16 protein-coding genes are annotated in these 25,265 nt (G+C 53.4%); 12 read left to right on the forward strand and 4 right to left on the reverse strand.

Going from position 1 to position 25,265, the window contains the following annotated elements; all coding sequences use genetic code 11:
• Positions 1-14: 14 nt before the first annotated feature.
• From AAGJ81_02075 to AAGJ81_02085, 3 genes are all read left to right on the forward strand, one after another.
• Complete coding sequence (locus AAGJ81_02075) at positions 15-353, forward strand: hypothetical protein (protein ID MEM0964925.1); 339 nt, start codon at positions 15-17, stop codon at positions 351-353.
• Positions 350-2,128 (forward strand): sulfatase-like hydrolase/transferase, encoded by a 1,779-nt coding sequence (locus tag AAGJ81_02080; protein MEM0964926.1) that lies wholly within the window; start codon positions 350-352, stop codon positions 2,126-2,128. Before AAGJ81_02075 ends, AAGJ81_02080 begins: the two co-directional genes overlap by 4 nt.
• A 147-nt stretch (positions 2,129-2,275) precedes the next feature.
• Positions 2,276-2,968, forward strand: coding sequence for a PEP-CTERM sorting domain-containing protein (locus AAGJ81_02085; GenBank protein MEM0964927.1), 693 nt, complete (start codon positions 2,276-2,278; stop codon positions 2,966-2,968).
• 152 nt (positions 2,969-3,120) lie between these two features.
• Here the strand turns inward: AAGJ81_02085 and AAGJ81_02090 are convergent, their stop codons facing one another.
• Entirely contained in the window at positions 3,121-4,713 is a 1,593-nt protein-coding gene (locus AAGJ81_02090) for a hypothetical protein (protein ID MEM0964928.1), read from the reverse strand.
• 577 nt (positions 4,714-5,290) lie between these two features.
• The gene (locus AAGJ81_02095) at positions 5,291-6,058 is read right to left on the reverse strand and encodes a PEP-CTERM sorting domain-containing protein (protein MEM0964929.1); all 768 of its coding nucleotides are present in this window, start codon (positions 6,056-6,058) and stop codon (positions 5,291-5,293) included.
• A 473-nt stretch (positions 6,059-6,531) separates the two neighbouring features.
• Between AAGJ81_02095 and AAGJ81_02100 the strand changes: the two genes are divergently transcribed.
• Positions 6,532-9,744, forward strand: coding sequence for a DUF5060 domain-containing protein (locus AAGJ81_02100; GenBank protein ID MEM0964930.1), 3,213 nt, complete (start codon positions 6,532-6,534; stop codon positions 9,742-9,744).
• A gap of 99 nt (positions 9,745-9,843) precedes the next feature.
• Here the strand turns inward: AAGJ81_02100 and AAGJ81_02105 are convergent, their stop codons facing one another.
• On the reverse strand, positions 9,844-11,304 hold the full coding sequence (locus AAGJ81_02105; protein MEM0964931.1) for a sulfatase-like hydrolase/transferase: 1,461 nt from the start codon (positions 11,302-11,304) through the stop codon (positions 9,844-9,846).
• Between the two features lie 15 nt (positions 11,305-11,319).
• Positions 11,320-12,762, reverse strand: a complete 1,443-nt coding sequence (locus tag AAGJ81_02110; protein ID MEM0964932.1) for an arylsulfatase — start codon at positions 12,760-12,762, stop codon at positions 11,320-11,322.
• 424 nt (positions 12,763-13,186) lie between these two features.
• Between AAGJ81_02110 and AAGJ81_02115 the strand changes: the two genes are divergently transcribed.
• The 8 genes from AAGJ81_02115 (at position 13,187) to AAGJ81_02150 (ending at position 25,136) form a co-directional block, all read left to right on the forward strand.
• Positions 13,187-14,692: a sulfatase gene (locus AAGJ81_02115; GenBank protein ID MEM0964933.1), complete on the forward strand. Its 1,506-nt coding sequence runs from the start codon at positions 13,187-13,189 to the stop codon at positions 14,690-14,692.
• Positions 14,693-14,726: 34 nt separating this feature from the next.
• Positions 14,727-16,310 carry a sulfatase-like hydrolase/transferase gene (locus tag AAGJ81_02120; protein ID MEM0964934.1) on the forward strand — a complete coding sequence of 528 codons (1,584 nt, stop codon included), beginning with the start codon at positions 14,727-14,729 and terminating at the stop codon, positions 16,308-16,310.
• 27 nt (positions 16,311-16,337) lie between these two features.
• Positions 16,338-17,747 carry a sulfatase gene (locus tag AAGJ81_02125; protein ID MEM0964935.1) on the forward strand — a complete coding sequence of 470 codons (1,410 nt, stop codon included), beginning with the start codon at positions 16,338-16,340 and terminating at the stop codon, positions 17,745-17,747.
• A complete protein-coding gene (locus AAGJ81_02130) occupies positions 17,744-19,111 on the forward strand; it encodes a sulfatase-like hydrolase/transferase (GenBank protein ID MEM0964936.1) in 1,368 nt (455 codons plus the stop codon). The genes AAGJ81_02125 and AAGJ81_02130 overlap by 4 nt, the downstream gene beginning before the upstream one ends.
• 20 nt (positions 19,112-19,131) lie before the next feature.
• The gene (locus AAGJ81_02135) at positions 19,132-19,884 is read left to right on the forward strand and encodes a DUF1080 domain-containing protein (GenBank protein MEM0964937.1); all 753 of its coding nucleotides are present in this window, start codon (positions 19,132-19,134) and stop codon (positions 19,882-19,884) included.
• Entirely contained in the window at positions 19,881-21,683 is a 1,803-nt protein-coding gene (locus tag AAGJ81_02140) for a sulfatase-like hydrolase/transferase (GenBank protein ID MEM0964938.1), read from the forward strand. The genes AAGJ81_02135 and AAGJ81_02140 overlap by 4 nt, the downstream gene beginning before the upstream one ends.
• A 259-nt stretch (positions 21,684-21,942) precedes the next feature.
• Entirely contained in the window at positions 21,943-22,827 is an 885-nt protein-coding gene (gene fdhD / locus AAGJ81_02145) for a formate dehydrogenase accessory sulfurtransferase FdhD (GenBank protein MEM0964939.1), read from the forward strand.
• 2 nt (positions 22,828-22,829) lie between these two features.
• A complete protein-coding gene (locus AAGJ81_02150) occupies positions 22,830-25,136 on the forward strand; it encodes an FdhF/YdeP family oxidoreductase (protein ID MEM0964940.1) in 2,307 nt (768 codons plus the stop codon).
• The last annotated feature ends 129 nt before the right edge of the window (positions 25,137-25,265 follow it).

Here is a 25,265-nt window from a genome sequence, read left to right on the forward strand (position 1 = left end):
ACCTCGAAATGAACATGCACCCGAAGCATCGTCTTGCAGAGGCTTTTCTTCTGCTCGCCGCCTCTTCTTTCCCTCTCTCGGCAGCTGAAACGCCCATCGACCACCCAGCGGTCGACAATCTCGAATTCCTTTGGTGGCAATACCGGGAGGCGGGAGACTTCCCCGGAATTATTTCGATTGAAGGCGTCTCTGAACAAGTGGCAACGGTAAGTCTTCCACTCGAAGCCGGCGGTACCCAAATTCATCTCATTTTGGAAGTGCGCGACCTCAATCCGATCGCTTCGCTTTACGACTATCGGCGGATTGTTTTCGATACAGAGGACGGCGAGCCGAAGAAAGATCCAGTTTTATGAAGAGCAACAACCGAACGACAAAGGTCGGGCAAGTCAGCGCAATTTTGCTGGGTCTGATTGGGGGTTTGTCATCCGCTTTTTCGGGAGAGCGCCCCAACATTCTACTCATTCAGGTGGATGATCTCGGCTACAGTGACCTCGGCATCCACGGGAACACCGTAATTCAAACACCAAGCCTCGATCGTCTGGGCGAAGAGTCGATGCGCTTCGACCGCTTCTACGTCCACCCTCTCTGTGCACCGACGCGTGCCTCTCTTCTGTCCGGCAAGCACTTCTGGCGGGTTGGTGTCTACGGTGTTCATGCGGGAACTGACTTCATGAATCTTGAGGAGACCACCGTCGCCGAAATCATGCGCGACGCTGGCTACCGAACCGGCATGTGGGGCAAATGGCACAGCGGAAAGACGGACGGCTACTTCCCTTGGGACCGTGGATTCGAAGAGGCCTTTATGGCTGACCTCTATGAGTATCAGGACAACGAGGGCCGGTTGAATGGCGAGCCAGTCCAAACCGATGGATGGACACCGGCAGTCCTCACCGATTTCGCGATCGACTTCATGCGAAAGGACTCGCCGAAACCGTTCTTTGCCTACGTTTCGTATCTTTCTCCACACGGGCCGTGGACGGCTCCCGAGGACTACATCGAGCCCTACACTTCCGCTGGCTTTTCGGAGCATGCATCCACTTTGTTTGGTATGATCACCCACCTGGATTTCCAGATCGGAAGGCTTCTCGAGGCAGTCGACCAATCAGGTCTTCGAGACTCCACTCTTGTTCTCTTTATCAGTGACAACGGACCCGCCCGGAACGTGAAGGGTCAGCCGGTCACAATTGAAGAGTGGGAGCAACGCGTTGCCCCGCTCGAACTTCGGGGACACAAGTCGTCACCCTACGAAAACGGTATTCGCTCTCCTCTCTTTATTCGCTGGGGCGACCGCCTCCCTGCGGTTGCGGACAGCCGTCTTCTTTCCGTTGAGGATCTTCTGCCGACCTTTGCGGAACTGGCTGGTGCCGAGATTCCCTATGACCTTGATGGGCAGAGTTTCGCTGGCCTTCTCGAAAACTCCGAAACAGAATGGCCTGATCGGACGCTGTTTTTCTCCTCCAGTTATCCGCGGCTCCCGAAAGGTATGAGCAGACAGCAGGCGCGCTTGGAGAAGTCCGAGCTTCCGGCTGATCTCCAATTGCTGACCGTCATGTCAGATGACTTCAAGTTTCTCAAACAGGGCGACAGTGCCGAGCTTTTCGCCTTTCCGGACGATATCCGCGAACAGAACAACCTCGCCTCCGAACAACCGGAAACAGCTGAGGCGTTGCGAGACATGGCAGACGCATGGTTTGGCGAAATTATCTCCGAACCGGGTTCCTTCACCCGGCCTCTTTTGCTCGTTGGACATGAAGGGAACGTAATTTCCAGAATTCCCGCCTACTGCCTCGCCGGTTCGCGAGGTGGCCTGAGAAACGCCAACCACACCCTGAACAATTGGAGAAATCCGGGAGACGCAGCCCTTTTTGATTTGGATATACAGACTCCCGGAAACTACACAATCGAAGTCGAGTTTGCCAAGCCGGTGAGCAGCCCAACCCGAATGCAGGTCCAAATTTCTGGTCAAACTGTCGAACTGACTGTCTTTGGGGAAACTCCGTCGAAGAATCTAACGTCCTCTGAGCCGGTTCAGCTCGAAATGGGTCCCGCATCCTTAGAGATCGAGCTGATTACTCCACTGGATAACCCCGCATCGGTGGATCTCGTCCGTATCGAACGCTCGCTCTAGAGATTTCATAAACCGAAAACTCTCTGGCGGGTGATATCCTATCAATGACTGCATGCCTCGCCAATAATCGGATATCAATTACTTGTAACGTCCATGGTTAATCGTTTTTTCTTGACGACCAGACCTCTTCATTGCAGCCTTCTTGTAATGGCAAATTCCAGAATTTTCCTCAAGGTAGTTTTACCCCTCTTTCTTGCGTCCGTCTCCTACTCTCAAGTCACGATCAGTTGGATCCAAGGTTCGCAAGATAACGCTGGCTCGGGGGTATCGCACACCCTCTCAAACCTCTCGGGGAGCGTCACTTTAGCGACCGACCCGGTCTTGTCATGGGGTGCTTTGTCGTCCGATCTTTTTTCTACGCCTTCAACCGGGTTCATCGAAATCGTTTACGATGGGCGTTTGAGTTTCGACCCCAATGATTTCGCGAGCGGAACAGACTCAGGAGGGAATTCACTTCGGACCAACAGCAGCGGACTTGGAATTGCGGGAGGTAGCAACGGTAACAATGCAGGAGCAGGTGACGCTTTACTGCTCACCTTCAACTTTACCGACCTCACAGCCGGAGCACAAGTAGTTGTAACCGGATATTCGTCAGGCATAAATGGTCTGCAGCTCTGGGAAGACGGAGCCTCTAGTGCGTCTGCAAGCGGCAGCACTGTGGCGGGACAGAGTATTGTGATCGAGGACGGAGATACGATCGCTCTCTACGTGGCGAGTGGAGCGGGTCGAATTGGAAGCTACACCCTCGACATCATTCCAGAGCCATCTAGCTTTGGGATGATCGCAGGTATAGGAGCCGCAGTTCTGGTCCTCACCCGAAGGAAAAAGCGGATATCCTAGGCGGATTCGGGGAATTTCCCAAGCACGACCTTTTGCCCAATCAAAAGACTTTACCTAGAAAGCTCTTTAGGCACTGCTTGACGGCAAGAAGTAATCTTGCCTCCGCAAAAAACCCAGACGTCAAGGGCGGCCAAGCGATCAGCGCTACGGGCTCAAAGCGGATCGCCTTCTCCACCCCAGTCTGAGAGAGCATCCCAGATTGTGCCTTCGCGCTGGGCTGGCGTGGTCACCAGCACGACTGCTTCCGAACCCAAACGATCCTCCAGCTGTTTGTAATAGAGACTCCGCGGAGTCACGTGAACCTGGCGCGACTCCCAGAAACCAAACGGCTCTCCGGGGACCCAGATGCCCTGAGAGCGTGAACCAACGCATCCGATCGCGAAGTTCATGGCTCCTTTCGGTGCGTCGCAGATAAAGCTGTCCGACACGCAATTCCAAAAGACGGTTTGCGCACCGGCCCAACCATGCCCACTCCCCGAGCCTCCGCGGTTTTGCACGTTGATTTCCTCTCCCTTGACGTTGTCAAAAAGGATGCCCTCCGAGTAGCGGTGGTGTGGTCCAATATCGGAGAACGTGTTCTCCGCCAAACAATCCACAAAGGCGATCGGACCCGGTGTTTTTGAATTGGTTACATAATCGTGCCGACCACCCCGCGTGTAGCAGCGATGCACCAGAATAAAAGAGGAGTCGTCGATCGTGAATGAGTAGCGTCGACCACCGGTGAGGATCGACTTCGGGTCAAGCTGCGCACAATCCTCAACAGTGATATAGAGGCTATGGTTGCCGATGTCGACGCAGCTTCGTCCAAAATATCGAGCCGTAACCTGCCGCGCCCAGCCATTTTCAACCCGCGAGAAGCGGATCGCATCCCAACCGTGTTTTTCGTCCGTATCGTTTGTAAAGGAAGATTCCAACCGCACCCGTTCGATCCCCACATTTTGCAAAGCACCGTCGAACTGGTAGCGATAGATCTCGCCGCCTCCATACTGTGACTCAATCGCCTGCACTACCGGAGCATTGAGAGTGATTTCATTTCCATCGATTGCCGTAACCACCCGGGGGCTGGTCGCGCGGTATGCCCGGTCCGTCCAGCCCCACTGGGCCATATCGAGCAACTCGATCCAAGCCTGATTCGGCGTCCGGTGAACCATCACTCGATCGCCAACCGAGAGCCCTGAAGTCGAAGCCACATTGAAGGAATGGGCACCACTCGGCACGAGGGCATCAGTGATCGCTGTCGAGGTGCCCCCGATCCTGCTCCAGCCACCAGATCCCTCGAACTCGAAAAGGTTGTCCCGAACCGTAGCGGTAAATTCGATGACGGTTCCTGATGTCCCCTGCCCCTCACCCCGGATCACAATTCCCCCGGTGGTGATCCGAAGGGTCTTTGAGACAGAGTAGTTGCCGGCTCGCAGAAGGACCGCTCCGCGAAAGCCCTCTGCCGAAAGAGGCATGGCCGCAACTGTATCAATTGCGTCCTGGATCCGCGCCCAGTCGTCTCCACCATTTGAATCCGGATCCAGCGAAACCGCTACCGGCACCCATGGAATCGGCACCCCGCCCCCTCGGTAACCCGCATGGGAAAAATCAATCATTCGATTGCCGGTGCTCGTCTGCCCCTCGTTTGCATAACCGGCGTAGACCAATCGTCCGTCCTCCCCGGGGAACACCAACGAAGAATATGACTCAGCGTTGAGGGAAACGGTCTGAAATATGAAGAAAAAAAGGATTGGGAGGGGCTTCATACGATGGGGGTCGTCCGCAACAGTCGTTTTTGCAAGAGGCCCTCCTTTGCTACGATCATTCCCCACAAGAGACAAACCTAATCACCTCCGGACTTGCGGCGGGCGGGCCTAAATAATATTTTACACATCGAGCCCCGACGGAGAATTCTCGGCAGGCAGAGAAAAGGGGGAACCCGCAGAGTCGATCACAGCACCGCTTTCAGGCACGATATGCAGAAGCGGGGTGCTTACTGGAGAAAGCATCTATCGTAGGTTTCGCCCTACGGATTCTTCCGAACCTCAGAAAAAGAGATTTCTTAGAGGATTAACGTTTGCTTCGGTTTGGGTCCTTCCTCTTTCCAAAACCGTTGCCTTCCATGGAAAAACGAGAGTCTTCAGGGGGTTCCACAAAAATTTAGCGCTACTATCGACTCACTTGTCGGAAGTTCGAAAAGCCAAAAAATTCTGGTTTCTGATTTAAGCAAACCTCCCTACCCAATAGACCGGGGCCGCCCTGAGCTTCATGTTGGGACCTTCTATCCTGTGGGTGGTGACGATAAAGGGCTCCGCGGCCCAACTCGTTGTGCCCGACCGAGCCCTACCGGCGGCGGCGAAGAAGCACCAACGTAAAGGCGCCTAAGCCGATCAAACTCGCGTAAGCAGACGGTTCAGGCACGATGACGAACTGCCAATCCTTCAAACTTTTCGTACCGGAACCCTCCGCCCAGAAAGCAAATTGGTCCCCGTCAAGGACCTCTCTGTTGTTCAAAGGCCATATAACGCTGCTTCCCGGCGCGAATTCACTCCCGTCAATTATTTGGATGGGGGTCGTGGGAGTTCCAGCGACGTTACGATACTGCAAGTTGAGGTTGGCACTGGTGTCCCTCACCCTTGTGTTCACAATCGCTAGAAATTCTCCGTCCACCAAATTTAAGTTCGTGGTGTCAAATTCGAAGATGATTGCCTCTCCGGCCCCAATACTCAAACCACCACCTCCGTCGTTCAAACCCCAGCCGTTAGCATTGTTTGTCTCAATGAAATTTCCAGTGCTTCCGCCACTCCAATCAACAGGATTAAACGCAGTATCATTGTCGCCAAGCCCAACGATAGTCATTTCAAAAGTCCCAGTAGAGCTGATAGCACCAAAACTCCCTCCAGAGCCGCTTATTGACAGGCTGTTCGTATCGTCTGGGTTAATCGCTGTCTGAACAACCGTATCCGCGACGACGTCGAACTGGAACGTCGCATTGGCCGTCAAACCTGAGCCTCCAGTTGTCATGTCGAACGTGAACTGCGAGTGGGCCGAGAGCCCAAACGCCGCCGTTCCAACCAAAACTGAAAGGAATCCTGGGGAAAATACATTCATGGCTTTAACAGATTTCAGGGTTTCAGTGATTAGCTCAAACCGTAGATCTCGAAAACACTGATTGCAATAGCAAAAACGTTTTATCATCCTGCACATTCTCGACTCAATTGAGCAATCTTTTCGGAACCACCACACCAATCCAACCACCGAAGGTCATTTCGATTCACATAATTTTCCTACTCTTAGCCACTAATTTCCCACCCGGGTTTCCCTGTCCCACTGTGTATCGCCAGCCTTGCTCCTCTTTTTGGAGGAGAGCGAATTTACATCGCAGCGGATTTCGAAGCGGACGATGACTCTGGGCGCGCTCAAAGCTAGTCGCTTACCGCCTACGATCCCAATGACGCTAAAGAAACCAAGGAAATCGTCCTCCGCATTATCGACGGAGAATAGCTCGAAACCAAAACCTCAACCGTCTTGATTCAAAACTAGCCGATCATTGTCCTGTTCACTCCTCCCCGAAAGAACCCCCTATGAAATTCCCTAAATCCTCCGTTGGGACGCGTCCCCGCTTCTTTATCCACGGCTTTTTGCTGCTTTTTTTAACCGGCCTCGCCTCCGTCTTGGAGGGAACACAGATTCACAACGAATCGGGCGGCCTTGTCGTCATCGAGATGGAAAACACACCGTCTGATTACGGCCTCTGGGTCCTTGAAAACGAGGGCCTGGAAGGCACGACAGGTGAAGGCTTTCTGCGCTTCACCGGAAACCGTGAATTGGGAGGCGAGAAAAATTCACCTCTCGAATACAGGTTCCGTATCAACAAGCCGAGGCTCTACTATCTCGTCCTCCACTGCGCGAAAGAAACCTTTGTCATCGACGGGGAAACCCGCACCGACGTTGCCAACGACCGCTACGTCCGGGTCGACGGTGACTACGACTCCGGCCCGAATGCCGGCGACAAACACAAGGATGACGCGAGGCTCAAGTATTTACAGAGCGACTACAAGTTCTTCGGAGGCGATCCGGATGCCTATGAGTGGGCGTGGGGCCATCGCTTGGACTTGGGAAAACATCGCAACAAGCGAGTCGCGATCTACGACTTCAAAGCTGGCGAAGACTACACCCTCACAATTCACGGCCGATCCAAGGAATTCAGGATCAATCGGATCTTGTTTCGACATGAAAGCGTCGACCCGGAGGTCGCTCATGATCCACAGCTTCCCGAGTCCGAGCTTCTCGTTTTTGATTCACACAGCTACTCTGCGATGAGGGATTTCGACCGCTTCCTCGCGGCGGAATCCGATGGAGAGGTCGACTACTATAAAGACAGGAAGCGGAGAGCTTTTGCAATCGATGCAGGTGTCGTCTCAAACCGGGATCGGTTTGCCCGGGCGTCAATACCATTCGACGGCACGCCGGGCACCTACGACCTAACCCTAACCGCCTTGCGCGAGCTCGACGGAGAGTGCTCCTACCGCCTCCTCGTCAATGGAGAGGTGATCGGGGAAGCGACCAATGCGATGACTGACGTCGACTATGCTCCGCAAGAACATCAGTTCCGAAGTGTCCGGATTCCCACTGGTGCGATCCTTTCGGTTGAATCGAATGCAGTCACCAACGGAAAAATACCAGAGGGTGATGGCACCGCCTTTGCGAGAGGCCGCTGGACAAAGCTTGAGCTCTCGCCGGCTGCAACAGCTTCAACCGTAGCTCCGGATCAGATCGTCGAACTGTCGATTCAGGTCATTCCGGAACCAGACTCACCCGGAAGCCCCACAAATCGGACACAAGAACTTTCTAAAAACAAGCAAAATGGAGGCACTGCCATTGACGTTGATCTACTTCCGGATCCGGACGGGTATGAGCCGCCGGTTGGCACCCAAGCCCGGATCAGTGGCGAGCTGAAAAAATGGCATAAAATCACTCTCGATTGGATTGGCCCGGAAACCAGCGAAATTGCAGAAGTGAATCCTCTCGCCGACTACCGGCTCGATGTAACCTTCACTCACCCCGGCGGAACGACCTACATTGTTCCCGGGTACTATGCTGCAGATGGAAATGCGGCCAATACCAGTGCCGACTCTGGCAACGTCTGGCGGGCCCATTTCGCGCCGGACGAGATCGGAGAATGGACGTACGAGGCGTCCTTCCGCCAGGGTCCGGATGTCGCTCTCTCCAACGATCCAGGAGCCGGGTCAAGCGCTAACTTTTTTGACGGAGATAGTGGGGAATTCGAAGTCGATGCGAGCGATAAAACCGGCCGGGATCTGCGTGGCAAAGGCCGCTTGGAATATGTCGGAAAACACCATCTTCAGTTTGCGGAGACAGGCGAGTATTTCCTCAAGGCAGGTGCCGATGCTCCCGAAAACCTCCTTGCCTACGACGACTTCGACGATACGCCGAATGACCCAAACGGTAGCCCCAATCTTCGCAAGAGTTGGAGCCCGCACGCAGCGGACTTCGATATCGAAGACGCAGCCGCCTACACTTGGAAAAAAGGAAACGGCACCGAGCTTCTTGGGGCGATTCGCTATCTCAGCGACACCGGAATGAATGTCTTCTCGTTTCTCACCTTCAGCCTCGATGGCGATGACGACAATGTCTTTCCCCACCGTTTGATCGGAAGCGTCGCCGACTACGAAAGCCTCGAAGACAACACCCGCTGGGCCAATGACGAAAAGGGCGTCTATCATGATCGATTCGATGTCTCAAAACTGGATCAATGGGAGCGCATTTTTGAATACGCGGACAAGAAAGGAATGTATCTGCACTTCAAGACGCAAGAAACGGAGAACGACGACCGAATGGACGGCGGCGAACTCGGGCGAACCCGGAAGCTTTACTACCGGGAGTTGATTGCGCGCTATGCTCATCACCTCGCCCTGAATTGGAATCTCGGTGAAGAAAACACCAACTCCGTCGAACAACAACGAGCCTTTGCCCAGTATATCTCCGATACGGACCCCTACGATCACAGCATTGTAATCCACACCTACCCGAACCAGAAAGAGAAAGTCTATCCGTCGCTCCTTGGCGACCAATCCGCCCTCACCGGAGCCTCGCTTCAGGGTGGCAAAATCCACTTTAAGGACATTTTCCCCGACGTGAAAGAATGGGTGGAAAGGTCGGCAGCCGCTGGAAAACCGTGGGTCGTGGCAACAGACGAACCCGGCGATGCAAAAGAGGCGCTGCGTCCAGCCAGCGATCCGGGCAACAGCTGGAATATGGCTCGAAAATTTGCTCTTTGGGGAACCGTGATGGCCGGCGGCGCCGGTAGCGAATACTACTTCGGCTATCGATTTGAGCACTCCGACCTGACGGCCCAGGACTTCAGGAGCCGCGACGGTTTCTGGGACTTCTGCCGCTACCAACTCGAGTTTTTCTACGACAATCAGATCCCTTTCCAGGATCTAAGCAACACCGACCTGAGTTCGAATCCCGAGAGTTGGTGTCTTTCTCAGGATGGCGGACCCTACGTGGTTTATCTCCAACGAGGAGGGACAACCGATTTGGACCTATCTGAAACCAGTGGCGATTTCTCTGTAAGATGGTATGATCCGCTCCTTGGAGGTGCTCTTCAGGAGGGAACGGTTTCAACCATTCAGGGCGGCGCATCCGTAAATCTAGGAAGCCCCCCTTCGAGGAAAAATCAAGACTGGGTCGTTCTGATTACACCGAGCTTGATTAAAAGTGGGGGTTTCGGGCTAATGGCACCGATGCGGACTGAAGTCCGCGCTCCATAGTTGTGGTCTTGAGGAGCGCGGACTTCAGTCCGCGCCGTTGGAGTGGTGTGATTTCCACATTACCCTGTGGCTCTAATTGCACCCGGTTACCCCGAGTGCTTAGTTTCTCCGGGCTCTCCTGAGCCAGTTCCGATATTCGGGGCGTTTTTCAAGTTCTTCAAAGTAAGGCTCGTAGCGATCGTCCTCGCTCCAGAAATGTCGAACAGCATAGGAATCCAGCGGCAACACCATACCCTCCGGATAGTCTCTCCCTGCGACGCTTTCTTCGACGGAAGCTTCCCACTGACGATAGGTCTCCAGCATGGACTGGTAGCGCTCTGGGTACTTCTCCGCCACATTAGCTTGTTCAGACGAGTCATCTGCTAAATCGAAAAGCAGGAATTCCTCTCTGCGATTTTTGGAGGATTCTTCCTTCGTCCGGTCCTTTGCTCGGATCAGTTTAAAGTTGTTATCAATCAACGCCGCCTGGCTGCCAAAGCGAAAGGCAATGGGTTTCTCCCTCGGCCTCGCTTCACCCTGAAAAAGAGGCTGAAGACTGATGCCGTCGATCGGTTGGACAAAGACCTCATCTGGCAGACCACATAGTTCAGCGATGGTCGGAAAAATATCCATCGTAGACGCAGGATATTCGGTGATCCGGGGGCGAATCCCCGCTGGCCATTCAACTATGCAGGGGACTCGTAGACCACCCTCCCAGAGGCTGCCTTTGTGACCTCGAAGGCCGCCGGTTGTTTCGGGCGTGATTCCATTCAGTCCGCCATTATCACTGCAAAACCAGATAAGCGTATCGTCTGCCACTCCAAGCTCCCGCAACCCAGCTCGTAAAACGCCAACGCTGCGATCAAAAGCAACCAGCTCACCGTAGTGCTCGCGACTTTTTTGATCGAGCCCGGCGAACGCCTGCTGATCTTCTTCGCTGGCAACGAACGGACTGTGCGGAGACCCATCCCAAATCACCGCAAAAAACGGTTTCCCAGCCTCTGTCGCGCGAGCAACAAACTTCAGAGCCTCGTCAACGATCACTTCCGAGCTATCTCCTTCGAAGGAGGCAAACTCTCCGTTTCGGCTCAAAAGCGGATCGACGTCAAAATAATTGCTAACGGTCAACCATTCTTCAAAACCAAAGACTCCCGGACTATGCTTGTCATCGGCAAATAGAGGCACCCCCGGACCACGAAGGCCGTTGAGATGCCATTTCCCAAAATGGCCGGTCGCGTACCCAGCATTGCGAAGCGCCGCTGCAAGAGTCTTTTCCTGCAAGCGCAACGCGTGGCCGTGGCCGGGAACGCCACTGCGATCACTGTGCCGTCCGGTGAGAACACTCGCACGGGTCGGCGAGCAAACGGGTGCACCTGCATAGAAACGATCAAACCGTAATCCATTTGCGGCCATCGCATCCAAGTTCGGTGTCTCCAAAACCGGGTGATCATAGTATCCCGTCTGACCCCAGCCCTGATCATCCGTCATGATCAGAACGATATTCGGCGGTTCGGCAGATGCGCCGAGTCCTGAAGCCAGCCAGAGTGACAGTGCAACAGGCTTAAGAAGGGAAAATCCCATAGGGATCAATCGGGTCTAAAGCGTCTTGCCGATGGACCGACTGGCGGGAGTGTCGCGGATCGCCTGTAGCAATTTCTGACCCTCGGCAACTACCTCGGGGTATTGCTTACTTACATCGTCCTTCTCACCGGGGTCGGTTTCCAAGTTGTAGAGCTCAATCCTTTTCGCGTCCCTCCCCGGCACCTGATCATCGATCAGCTTCCATGGACCAAACCTTAGCGCTTGGCGCCCGAGCGCATCACGCATTACCAGATGCGGACGCGTTGAAGCCTTTTCCGGGTGGAGAAGTGACTGGGCGAACGAAAAACTATCGGGCGCCGTTTCCAGCGGTAAATCCCGAACCCCGTTGATCTCTGCAATCGTCGCGAATAAATCTGCGGTGCTCACTTTTGCCTCACTGCGGACTCCACCTTCGACCACTCTTGGGTAGGCCACAATCATCGGCACCCGCAGACCACCTTCGTAGATGACGTGCTTATCGCCCCGCCAATCACCGTTGATATCCAGCCCGGCCTCGAGGGCCTGCACCTCAGGACGTTTGTGATTCTTGTCGCCGGGGATATCGCCCCCGTTGTCGCTGGTGAAAATGAACACCGTGTTGTCGAGTTGTCCCCGAGCCTCAACAGCTGCCATCAAAGCGCCAACGGAGTCATCTATGTCGTGGATAAAATCACCGTAGGTGCCGGCTGCACTTCCCCCGAAGTTTTTTGCGGAAGGCATGACCGGGTGGTGCACACTTACCGCTGCGAAATATAGGAAGAACGGCGTGTCTAAATCCACCTGATTGATCCAGTCGATCGCCCTCTGGGTGGTCTCTGCCATGACTTCTGGTTCATCTCGTTGGGGAGCGTCGTAGCCAAAATATTGTGTCCCGTAGAAACTTTTTCCATAGGGTGAGATACGATCAGAGCGGAGACCATAAACACCCCGGTTTTCAATGTAGACTTTGTGTAAATCGTCCATGTTGTTTGGAACTCCGAAGTGATAATCGAAGCCCACGTCGTTCGGCCCAGGCCGAATTTCGCCGAGGAGGTTTTTGAAGCGCTCCGCATGGTAACCGAGGTGCCATTTGCCCACTTGAGCGGTTTGGTAGCCAAGTTCCTGCAACCAGCTTCCGATAGTCGGAGTTGCCGGATCAATCAGCAAAGGATCAAACGAATTAACGACACCAGATTTTAGCCGGGTTCTCCACGAATACTGCCCCGTAAGCATCGCATAGCGGGTTGGCGAGCAGACCGATGCTGTCGTCGACGCATTGTCGAAAGTCACTCCTTTCTCAGCCAAAACGTCGATAAAAGGAGTCTCAATCAGCTCCGGATTTGCTCCGTAAGGCCCTGTGCTGCCCCATCCGAGATCATCCGCCATGTAGATGATGATATTTGGTCGGGACGCTTGCAGATGGGAAGCCGCAGAAAGGACTAAAGCAGACGCGAACAAGAGAATCGAATTACGATACATAGGTTTAGGGGTCAGTAGGAGTGAAGAGAAACAGACTTGTTTACAACTATTTGGATGCGTGAACGCAGACCTTATTTCAATAAAACCCAAAGTTAATGATTTTTCTAAAAACAGCGGCGGAGTTTTGCACTTGTATCTTGGAAATGCCTTCGGTTATTCGATGAGGTCCACTTGAAAGGTCATAGATGCGTTGTTTACGTATTCGATAAAGCCTTTCCTGAATAATCCCCTCTCCAGACTTAACGCCCTCTCCATAGCCTTTCCGATTTTCTACCTTGGTTAAAAAAATCATGATGAAACGTTTTGTCACAATGAATTGCCAACAGGCAATCAAAACTTGGAAAGCTCTGACACGGCAAAATCCGGGAAGATATTCCGGCCTACGGCCCACTCATTCTTCAACCAACACAAAAACGTTTCTTCCATGAAGAGAATACCGATCAGGGTCAGCTGGATCGTCTGCTTCTTTCCGGTCCTTTTTTCGAATCAACTTCTCGGAAAAGAGCAGCCGAACATCATTTTCTTTGCGACGGACGATCTGAGCGATTGGATCTCGCCGATGGGCTACTCTCAGGCGATCACTCCGAATATGGATCGACTGGCAAGAGCCGGGGTTACATTCCAAAACGCACACACTGCCGGCACCTACTGCGCGCCTTCACGGACGGCAATTTTCTCGGGACGCCACGTGAGTACTACGGGTTGCTACCGCGGGCAGATCTACTTCGTTGCCGACCCCGAAATCAAGCCACTCCAGGTCGCCCTACAGGAGGCAGGTTACAAAACAATGGGTGGCGGAAAACTCTTTCACCACACCTTCGGTCAGATCGACTTCCGTGGGTGGGATGAATATTTCCACCGCGATGAGTCGGCCAAGCTGGAGGGCTGGCCCCTCAAAGACTGGTCGCTCGATACACCCTTTCTACCACAACCGTATCCGAACAGTGTATACAACCAAAGCGACCGTCCCACCAAAGCACCCTGGTTTCTTGAATGGGGCCCCGTCCTCAACGAGCACGAAGAAGAAATGGCCGATACGAAGCGCATCAACTGGGTCTGCCAGAAGCTCATGGAACCTCAGCAAGAGCCCTTCTTTCTCGCGGTCGGAATCTACGCGCCGCACTTCCCAAACTACGTTCCGCAAAAGTACTTCGACCTTTATGATCGCGATTCGCTGGTGCCCCCGGACTACCTGGAAACAGATCTGGACGACTTACCGGAACACGTTCGAAAGGCGAAGACCGCCCGGGGTCGAATCCACAAACACCTTGAAAGTATTGATGCGGTAAAAGATGCGATTCACGGATATCTCGCCAGCGTCTCCTATGCCGATGCGATGCTCGGCCGCGTCCTGGACACACTGGCAAAGAGCCCGTATCGCGGCGATACCATCCTGGTCCTCTGGAGCGACCATGGCTACCATCACGGACAGAAGTTCGATTGGGGAAAGCACAACCTGTGGGAACGCACATCCAACGTTCCTCTTCTTTGGGCCGGACCCGGGATTGCCCGTAACCAAAGTGTTGATACGACTGTCAGCCTGATTGATCTCTACCCGACTCTCATGGATCTTGCCGGAATTCCGGTAGACCCGGAGTTGGACGGAACCTCTCTCGCCGGAGTATTGGCCGATCCTTCCACTGCCCGGGATCGTGATGTTCTGCTTCCCGGCTTGGAGCCTGAAGAGTACGCCATCATCAATCAGGACTGGCGCTACATCCGCTACGCCAACGGTACCGAGGAGCTTTACGATTTGCAGAACGATCCGAACGAGTGGAACAACCTCGCCGGCAATCCGGAGTATGATGAGGTAAAGACCAAACTGGCGGATTCTGCTCCCCAAACATTTGCTCCGCCCGCCTACCAACTGAACGACTACCGAATGGTGACCAACGGCGAAACCTTCACCTGGGTCAAAAAGGAGAAGTAAGGAATTTTATCTCTATCAGGACACTCCCTTTAACATGCACCGATCACGATCAACTCTTCCATTGATTTTTGCCTGCACCTGCGCACTGCTTTCCGTTTGCCTCCAAGGATTGCACGGCCAAGGCTCACCGTCGAAGCCAAACATTGTCTTCATCATCACCGATGATCAGAGCTGGGACTCGCTCGGCTTTATGGGAGGACAGGTGCACACTCCCCGGATCGACCAAATGGCCGCGGAAGGACTTTTCCTCAGTGATTTCAATGTCACTTCGACGGTTTGCTCACCCTCCCGCTACAGTTTTCTCACTGGTCGTTTTGCTGGACGCTGCGAAGGGGAACACTTCATGAAAGAGCACCCCTACGGCGACCAGACTCAGGTCGAGAACATTGGTGAACTTGAGTTGGATCAATGGAATCTTCCGAAAGTGCTTCAGGCGAACGGCTACGTCACGGGATTCGTGGGGAAATCGCACTTGATTCGTCACGACTGGATGGGGCCCCGTGCAACGGCGATGGAGCGTGCGGGTATGGATGCCGATCCTCGCGATCTCGAAGTGAACGCGAGGATGCGTCGGAACCACGAAAAGTGGTGTGAGGAGATGAAGAAATACGGATTTGATTTTGTGGACGGATTCTATGGAGCGAACCTGCGGGAGCTCTGGAACGAGGAGTTGAACGTCCATAACCTCGACTGGACCGTTGATAAGGCTTTCGATTTTTTCGAAAAATATAAAGACGAGCCTTTTTTCCTCTACTTCTCAACAACCCTTCATCACGGGCCGCTTCCCTGGAACAACAAATATTCCCTCAACGCCGACCCACGGATGACCGGCGAGGGATTCGTTGAGGAAGGATTTGATGTCTTACCCCCAAGGGAGGACGTTTTGCGGCGCAATCGCGAGGCTGGCTTCAAGGATCGCGACGCTTACGCCCTCTGGCTCGACGATGGCGTCGGTGCAATCATTGATAAAATTGACGAGCTTGGTCTCTCCGAGGATACGCTGATCATTTTTGTTCCGGACCACGGTTCCTACCGTCACGGAAAAGCGACGCTGCATGAATACGGGATGCGAGTTCCGATGCTCCTCTTGTGGAAAGGCACCATCGAACCGGGACTGGAATACGATGGTATCGTGGCCAACATAGACTTGGCCCCAACGTTGATGGATCTAGCCGGAATCGAAAAACCTGCTGACTACAAGATCGATGGCCTGAGCTTCAAAAGTGTTCTTTTTGGAGACCAGCAACCGATCCGCCAGGTCCTCTTTGGCGAACTCGGCCATTCAAGGGCGATCAAATCAAAAGAATGGAAATACATTGCTATTCGCTACCCGCCGGAGCTGCAAAAGCGGATCGACTCTGGGGAAGAATTCAAGGGCTTTGATGGCGAGCCTATTCCCCTTCCCTACCTCACCCGTAACGGGCATTTGGGGCATCACGCTTCAAGAGCCAACCCGAACTATTTTGATGCCGACCAGCTCTACAACCTCGTAGACGATCCTGAAGAAACCAATAACATCTTTCAGCAAAATCCCGAGGTTGCGGAGATGGCAAAACGGGCGCTTTCCCGGGAGCTGGCCCGTTTCGAAGACCGTCCCTTTGGCGAATTTACCAATTGAGCTGATTCAACTCCGGAGGCTCCACACATGAAGAACCTAAACCTTTGGTGCCTCGTCCCACTGCTTTTTGGTCTCACCAGTGCTCATAGCAGTGAACGCCCAAACGTCCTCTTTATCGTGGTCGATGACTTGAATGTGGACATCGCGTCCTACGGGCATCCGATCGTCAAAACGCCGAACTTGGACCAGCTGAGGGAGCGGAGTATGCAGTTTAATCGGGCTTATTCGCAATACCCGCTCTGCAATCCCAGTCGAAATTCGTTCCTCACCGGACTCTACCCGGGGACCAGCGGAAACCTGAACAATGCCGATCACATCCGCGATTTAATCCCGGATGTCGTTACGCTTCCCCAGCTCTTCAAGGAAAACGGCTACCGCACCGTCTCGACCGGGAAAATTTTTCATCAGCGGGATCCGCAATCGTGGACGCAAATCTCAGACATGCACACCGGTGGTTTGCTACCGATGGACCGCCAACCGCGTTTTTATCAGCAGGGCGAGGAAGGCCGAACAAAAGGCCCCGGGCGACTGATTGTTGATGAAACTGTTCCATGGTTTGAGTGGCGCTCGGTTGTTGACGGAGAGGAATTCCTCAAAGACGGGCAAATCGCCCGTGCTACCATCAACCGAGCCGATGAGATTGCCGAGGATGGAGTTCCCTTTTTCCTCGGGATCGGTTTCTCGAGGCCGCACGATCCTTTTTTCGCACCCCAGCGTTTTTTTGACATGTATCCCCTCGACTCACTCGAGCTCCCGGAAACGCCTGAAGGAGCAAGTGAGGTCCCTGATCATGCTTTCTACTACGTCTTCAAGGACGCCTTCGATCAAATGGATCGGCAGGACAAGCTCGAAGCAATGCGGGCCTTCTACGCAGGAATCAGCTACATGGATGAGCAACTCGGCCTCGTCATGGATCACCTCGAGAAGAAAGGATTGTTAGACAACACTGTCATCGTCTTCATCGGCGATCACGGATACCAGGTTGGCGAAAAAAACTACTGGAACAAGGCCTTGCTCTTCGAACGCTCTTGTCGCGCACCCATGCTCATTTCGGCTCCCGGCAAAACGCTTGAAGGAGGAAGCACTGACCGGATCGTCGAGTTTATCGACATCTATCCCACCCTCGTTGAGCTTTGCGACCTGGAGGCACCGGCGAATCTCGACGGAACAAGTCTCGTCCCTCTACTCATGAATCCAGACGCTCCTTGGCACGAAATTGCCTACTCGTATTGCAACGCCGATCGTTCCGTTCGTGACCCGCGATTCCGCTACATTGTCTGGAGTGGTGGCGGACACGCACTGTTCGATCACGAACAAGATCCCGGTGAACACTTCAATCTGGCTTACAACCCTGAATACGCGACTGTTGTTGAGCGGATGCGGGGTTTAATCGACGAAATGCCGGAGCCCTCAAAGAAAACCCGACCTCAATCATGAAGATAAGCCTCATCCTGCTCTTCAGCCTGCTACTCGGCCATTTTGCTTTTGCTGTACAGCGCCCGAACATCATCCTCATTCTCTGCGATGACCTCGGCTATGGGGATCTTGGTGTGACGGGCCACCCCTACGTTCTGTCACCCAATCTCGACCGCTTTGCCAACGAGGGTATTCGCTTCGAACACGGATACATGAGCGGGGCCTGGTGCGCTCCCAGCCGCTACTCGCTCATGAGCGGCATCTATCCGTCACGCTACTTCCAGCAGACGAAAGAAATGGATACCGAAGCGGAAAATCTCTTTCGCGTTCTCAAAAAAGCAGGCTACACGACTGCGCATTTCGGCAAGTGGCACATGAGTGGAAGGAACGCGGATGACCCGACACCCGATCTGTACGGCGTTGACGAAGACTTTATCGCCAACGGCAACGGGGAAGGATGGACACGGGAAGAGCGAAGAGCCCCTCACTGGCGGGAAAACACAACCCAGCGCTATGTGGATCTAACGATCGACTACATGGAAAGGCATAAGGACAGCGGGCAGCCCTTCTACATCAACCTATGGGTCTATCCGACCCACTCCTACATCAATCCACGGCCCGATATGCTCGAGCCCTACAAAGACCTGCAGGTCGACATCAACGATTTTGAGAATCCCTATATGAGGGAGTTTCTCGAGTTTATCTCGGAACAAGGAGATCTTCAGGAGGCGATGCGCGCCTACTGCTCGGACGTCACCGAGCTCGATAATCAGATCGGTCGGCTGATGGCTGCAATCGCCGATCTTGGATTGGATGAGGACACCCTCGTCATTTTTGCGAGCGATAACGGACCACCGCCACTCGGAGGCGTCGACAACCTCGACCAGCTGGCAGAACGGATTCAGGAAAGACCGACTCTCATCAATTGCGTAGGCTCTGCCGGGCCTTACCGGGACCGCAAGATTTCCCTTCATGAAGGAGGAGTGCGGACGCCCCTTTTCGTGCGATGGCCCGGAAAAATTCCTCCGGGTTCAGTGAATAGCGAAACCGTGTTCACTGGAGTGGATTTTCTCCCAACCGTAGCTGCTTTGGCCCGAACCGAGGCACCCGAGGGAATCGATGGAGTAAACCTACTCCCCTCATGGGCCGGTCAGGAAATTGAACGCGGTCAGCCCCATTTTTGGAACGACCGGCCGGGGTGGTCAACGGTTCGCGACAAGCAGTGGAAAGCTCATTTGCGTAAGAACGAGTTTCTCCTTTTCGATATCTTGAAAGATCCTTCCGAGTCAAACGACGTCTCCTCAGAGTATCCGGAAGTCTCGGACTACTACCGGAAGCTGCTAGACCAGTTCGAGGCCTCGATTCAATCATACAGAAAGAACTAAACTTCCTTCAATTGTTGACCATGAAAAATTCCCTCCCCCTCTTCGCTGCCGCGTTAGTTTTTTCTTCATTGTCGGTAGTCAACGCTGATGATGCCCCGCCAAAGCTGGCGCCGCAATTTGAGAAAATTTACGAAAGACTCTCTGAGCGGCCTGCCACGCCAGAGCCGTCGGAGATGCTGCTCAACACCGATCCGGAACCGGACCTGAGCGAAGGATTCGTTAGCCTCTACAACGGCGAGAACCTTGACGGCTGGGTGCAGCGAGGCGCGGACAACATCTATGAAGCCGAGGGGGATGTGATCGTCGGAACATATGTTCCACCCAATGGAAACTCCTACCTCTGCACCGTCCGTGACGATTTTGGAGACTTCATATTCACGGTGGAGTTTAAGTGGCTTCTGCAAGGCAATTCCGGCATCCAATTCCGTTCAAGGGTAGTCGGCAAGGGCGGCGTGCAAGGCCCTCAGGTTGAATTGGAAGAGGCCGCTCGGAAAAAGGGTTGGACGGGCGGTGTTTTCGGACAAGGCATCGGAGGTTTTTTCTACCCCCTCTGGCTTGAGGCTCACGAAGAGGCCCGAAATGCAGTCAAATTCGATGACTGGAATCGAGTTACGATTCATGCCGAGGGCGATACGGTGAAGACTTGGGTGAATGGCGTTCCCTGTGCGCATTTTAAGAATGATGAATACCTTCAAGGATATTTTGCGCTTCAGGTGCACAAAGCCGACGAGGGACTTATTCATTTTCGCAACATCAAGGTCAAAGAGCTGTGACGAGGTGGAGACAGCTTGTCTGCCTGGTAACCCTCGGTCTCGCGGGAGACCTGAGCGCGCAGCCACCACCCAATATCTTGTTGATCGTTACCGATGACCAGGGCTACGGAGACCTCTCCCTTCACGGGAACACTGCCGTCGAGACTCCTCATCTCGATCGCCTCGGTCGTGAGTCCATGCGCTTTGATAACTTTCACGCCACCTCTGTTTGCGCGACAACCCGAGCCTCTCTGTTGACCGGTAAAAACCATTACCAGGTCGGGGTTTGGGGTGTCCATATTTCCCGAGACTACCTTCATCTTGATGAGCTCACGCTCGCTGATTATCTCCAAGCAGCGGGTTATCACACCGGTTTCATCGGCAAATGGCATTCCGGCCGAGCACCCGCTTGGATGCCATGGAATCGTGGTTTCGACGATGCCTGGGTGGCATCCCTTTATAAACACGTGGACACGCCTGTAAGCCGCAATGGGAAGGCCATGCAACTGGACGGGTTAGCCGACGATACCTTCACCGAATTAGCAATCGATTTCATGAGGGAAAACCGGGACCAACCGTTTTCTCTCATGCTGAGTTACATGAGTATCCACACTCCACTCGAAGCGCCACAGGAGCTGGTCCGGAAATACAAAGCGAGGGGGCAGTCCGAATACTTTGCGGAACTCAATGCGATGCTCGAGCATTTGGACGCAAACATCGGTAAACTCATGGGGTATCTGGACCGTTCCGGTCTGAGAGAGAATACGATCGTTGTGTTTATTAGTGATAATGGTCCGGTTCACCGGAGCCGGGCGACCAATCGAAAATTGTCCCGCGACGAGATCCAGCTCCGGTCCCCACAAAATTTAAGGGGAAGCAAGGGACATATTTGGCAGAATGCTCTCCGGGTTCCGTGTTTCATCAGTTGGCCCAAGAAGATTCAACCTTCCCAGATTGAAGCGTTCACTGACGTGACCGACCTCTTCCCCACTCTTCTCCAAATTGCACGAGTCCCGGAAGCGGAAGAAATTGAAGGCGTTACGGGCCGGTCCCTAGTCCCTTTTCTTGCAGGCCGACAAACGCGCTGGCCCGACAACCGCGAATTCTACCGACCTGGATGGCAAGTCTCCCTAAATGGCTACATGCGGCAAAACAACGTCCTCGTTGATAAAAACGACCTTCTTTACGAGCCCCAGATTGGGGCCTGGCGAAATGGTCCCTTCAAACTCGTAAAAACTGCGAAGAACGAGTTCTTTCTCTACAACCTCGAAGACGACCCAAGAGAGAGGGAAGACATACTTTCGGAGCACCCGGAAATGGCCAAGTCGATGCAGAAGAAACTTCAGGACGCCTTCGAACAAACCGTAGCCTATCCGACCAGCTTCGAGCATCCGCGCTTCCATATCGGGCATCTGGAATATGACCGTTACGAACGAGTAGGCCGCAATCTAAGTGGCTCGGAAATTCCCTTTGGCGGCGGCGTAAGAATGACTGGGGGGCTGAGGGCAGACATCCACGGCTCCCTCAACTGGAAGAATCCCGGCGACTCGCAAACGGTTCCCGTGGAGGTCGTAACTCCGGGGAGATACAAGGTGACAATTGAGGCCGAGGAACCTGTGGAGAATGCTGAGTTTTTACTGACGGTTGGGGATTCAGAAATCAGATCTCCCTTGCGGCAAATTGGAGGAAAATGGACGCTCGGCGAGGTTGATTTAGAAGTAGGTGAGCACGACTTGACCCTCGAGCTGGTTTCTAATGCTCCCGGAGAAAACCGGCCCTTCAAAGAGCTCGAACTGATCGTATTTACCAATCAGTCGTAGTCGCTTTAAAGAGTGGAACCTAGGCCAACTGGGCAAATTTCGGCTTTCGATCCAAGGCGAATCATTACCGTTTCCAAAACGGCAAGAACAGTGGAACTGTTGTGCTCGAGAACGTGAGAGTGAGGGACCGACCGGTTAACACTACTCAGGATGGTAGACAATTTGCGGAAATTGTCTCTTTTTCTTCTGTCGCCAATCCTTCCCATCCCACTCTATCCTATCGGGATCAGTTCAAACCGCTACATACGCCACCACCTGCATGTCTCTTGAAGTAACGAAAGAAACTCCACTTCGCACGAGTGTTAGGGTGATCAAGCAGCGTATGCAGGGCACGGAAATGTCGGCGCCGGAGCTAGATGAGTTGGCGATAGAGGATCCGATCGAAATCGTACTCTTCTACAATTCAGGCCAGCTGAATCGGAAATCAAGAGTCCTTACTCTGACCATGCGAACTCCCGGCAACGATGAAGAAATGATCACTGGGTTCCTGTTCTGCGAAGGAATCATACAATCCTCCGATGATATCGACACGATCAAGTTTAGTGAACCTGCGGATGCCGAGGCACCCACTCGTGCAATAGTAAATCTCCGGGAGGGACTACAGGTTTCAGACGAGGTCTTTGATCGGAATCTCTCGATTCATTCCAGCTGTGGCATCTGTGGAAAGAACTCTCTCAACCGTCTCGGAATCTCCCCGAAGTTAGCACTGACCAATTTCAGCCAGATTGATTATATGCTGGTCCACCAGCTTCCCAAGAGAATGCATCAGGCGCAGACAGTGTTCCATAAGACAGGAGGACTTCACGCTGCTGCGATTTTCTCTGATGATTACAAAAACGTAGTTTCTCGCGAAGATATCGGCCGCCATAATGCCATGGACAAAGCAATCGGTGCCAAGTTGCGAAGTGGAGGTGCTCGAGAATTAGGCCAAGCAGTGTGCGTTAGTGGCCGAATGAGCTACGAAATTATCCAAAAGGCATTGGTGGCCCGCATCCCCATTGTCGCAGGAGTTGGTGCCCCGTCGAGCCTTGCCGTTGCCTTAGCCAATGACTTCAACTTGACCATGATCGGATTTATCCGAGAAGGCTGCTACAGCGTGTATAGTAACCCGGAGCGAATCAGAACTTCGAACCGAACTCTGTAAAGATGCCCCAGAACTCCAAAAACACTTTGCCTGATCCAGAGCCCCCAAGGGAGCTGGAAAACCTCCGTCGAAGTGCACCGAAGGATACTGCTGTAGGTTCAAAAGCAGTCACCAATTCACTGAAGCACGTCCACCGACAAGCCGGCACAACCCGAGGCGCGAAAGCACTTTACCGTCTCAATCAAAAAGGAGGGTTCGATTGTCCCAGCTGTGCATGGCCAGACCCCGACGACGAGCGATCACGCTTTGAGTTCTGTGAAAACGGCGCAAAAGCGGTAGCTACCGAGACCACTAAGAAACGGGTTGATCGCGAGTTTTTTGCGAACTACTCCGTCCAAGAGCTAGCGAAGCAGTCCGACTTCTGGCTCAACGATGCGGGGCGTCTGACCGAGCCTATGCTCCTGGAGCGAGGAGCGAGCCACTACCGACCGATCAGTTGGAACGAAGCCGTTCAGATCGTTGCCGATGAGCTCAATGCTACCGACTCACCCGATGAAGGCATCTTTTACACCTCCGGCCGAGCCAGCAACGAAGCAGCCTTTCTCTACCAACTCTTTGTTCGGCAGTATGGAACGAATAACCTACCCGACTGTTCGAACATGTGCCACGAGTCCAGTGGTGCTGCGCTCAAGCAAACGATCGGGATCGGCAAAGGAACCGTTACCCTCAAAGATATCGAGAACACGAGCTGCCTTCTCGTAATCGGTCAAAACCCGGGGACCAACCATCCCAGAATGCTCACCTCCATGGAGCACACCGTGAAGAATGGAGGAAAGATTGTATCCGTAAATCCTTTGTTGGAGACCGGACTAAAGGCCTTTGCGAATCCCCAGAAAGTTTCCGGTATTCTCGGTAAATCGACACCGTTGGCCTCTCTTCATCTTCCTGTTCGCATCAACGGAGACCTTCCCTTCCTCAAAGGCATGCTGAAATGTGTGCTCGAAGCGGAATCTGCCGCACCAGGAACTGTTGTGGATCGAAAGTTTATCGATTCTTTCACGAACGGGTTCGAGGCGACTTGCGAGGAGATCAACGCTTCGCCATGGGAGGAGATAACCAAACAATCGGGACTCAGCGAAGAACAGATCCGAACTGCTGCGAAAGTCTTCATCGATGCAAAGGAAGCAATCACCTGTTGGGCGATGGGTCTTACCCAGCATCACAACGCGGTCGAAACGATTCGCGAAGTCGTTAACCTCCACCTGATCACGGGTAAAATCGGCCGTCCTCGGAGTGGCCTTTGCCCGGTTCGAGGACACAGCAATGTCCAAGGAGATCGAACGATGGGCATCTGGGAAAAGATGCCGGAGACTTTCCTCTCAGCACTCGATCGAGAGTTCAATTTTAAGTCACCGAGAGCGCACGGTTTCGACACAGTAGAGAGCATTCGTGCCATGCATGCCGGAAAAGGAAGGGTCTTCATCGGGCTCGGCGGAAACTTTCTCTCTGCATGCCCAGATACGCATTATACCGCGGCTGCGATGCGGCGTTGCAGTTTAACCGTCCAAATTTCAACAAAACTGAATCGCAGTCATCTTATCACAGGCAAACGCGGCCTCATTTTACCTTGTCTGGGTCGAACGGAGATCGATCAGCGGAAAAGCGGCCCCCAATTCGTGACTGTTGAGAATTCCATGGGAGTGGTCCAGAGCTCTGAAGGACGGCTCACTCCCATTTCACCCAGTATTTTGAGTGAGACGGCGATCATTTGCCGACTTGCGAAAGCAACCCTCGCAGAGAGAAGCCAAGTGCCTTGGCAAGACTTCGAAGACAGCTACGACTTGATCCGCGAGAGGATCGAAAACGTTGTCCCTGGGTTTACGAACTTTAATGAGCGCGCCCGTCGGCCCGGTGGATTCTATCTCCCTAACAGTGTAAAAGAACGCGTTTTTCAGACCGACAGCGGCCACGCAGAGTTTACGATCAATCGCCTCAACCCGATTCAGATCAAACCCGATCAGCTCCTTCTGCAAACCTTCCGCAGTCACGATCAGTTCAACACTACGATTTACGGAACAAACGATCGTTATAGGGGAATACGGAGCGAACGCCGCGTCCTCTTCATGAATCCGGAAGACATGCGGGAGAGAAATCTAGTCGCGGAGCAACCAGTGAGTATCACAAGCCATTTTAACGGAGAGAACCGAACCGCAGAACTCTTTCTTGCGATTCCCTATGATACACCTAAGGGCTGCGCCGCCGCCTACTACCCGGAAGCGAACGTACTTGTTCCAATCTCGGCACAAGCGAAGGAAAGCGGCACTCCGACATCAAAATCCATTGTCATCACCGTGCGGGCTCTAGCGTAGCTACTCGGCATTCGATTTCAGAAAACTCAGGAAGCTAAGGGTTCAAGAACCTCTCCGCCGCGACGGTTTGGAACTCAAGCCCCAATCCGACTTGGTCGGACTACTTAAACTTAAAACAGTTCTGAAACG

The sequence above is a fragment of the Verrucomicrobiota bacterium genome (genome assembly GCA_038744685.1).
GTDB lineage: Bacteria > Verrucomicrobiota > Verrucomicrobiia > Opitutales > Puniceicoccaceae > Puniceicoccus.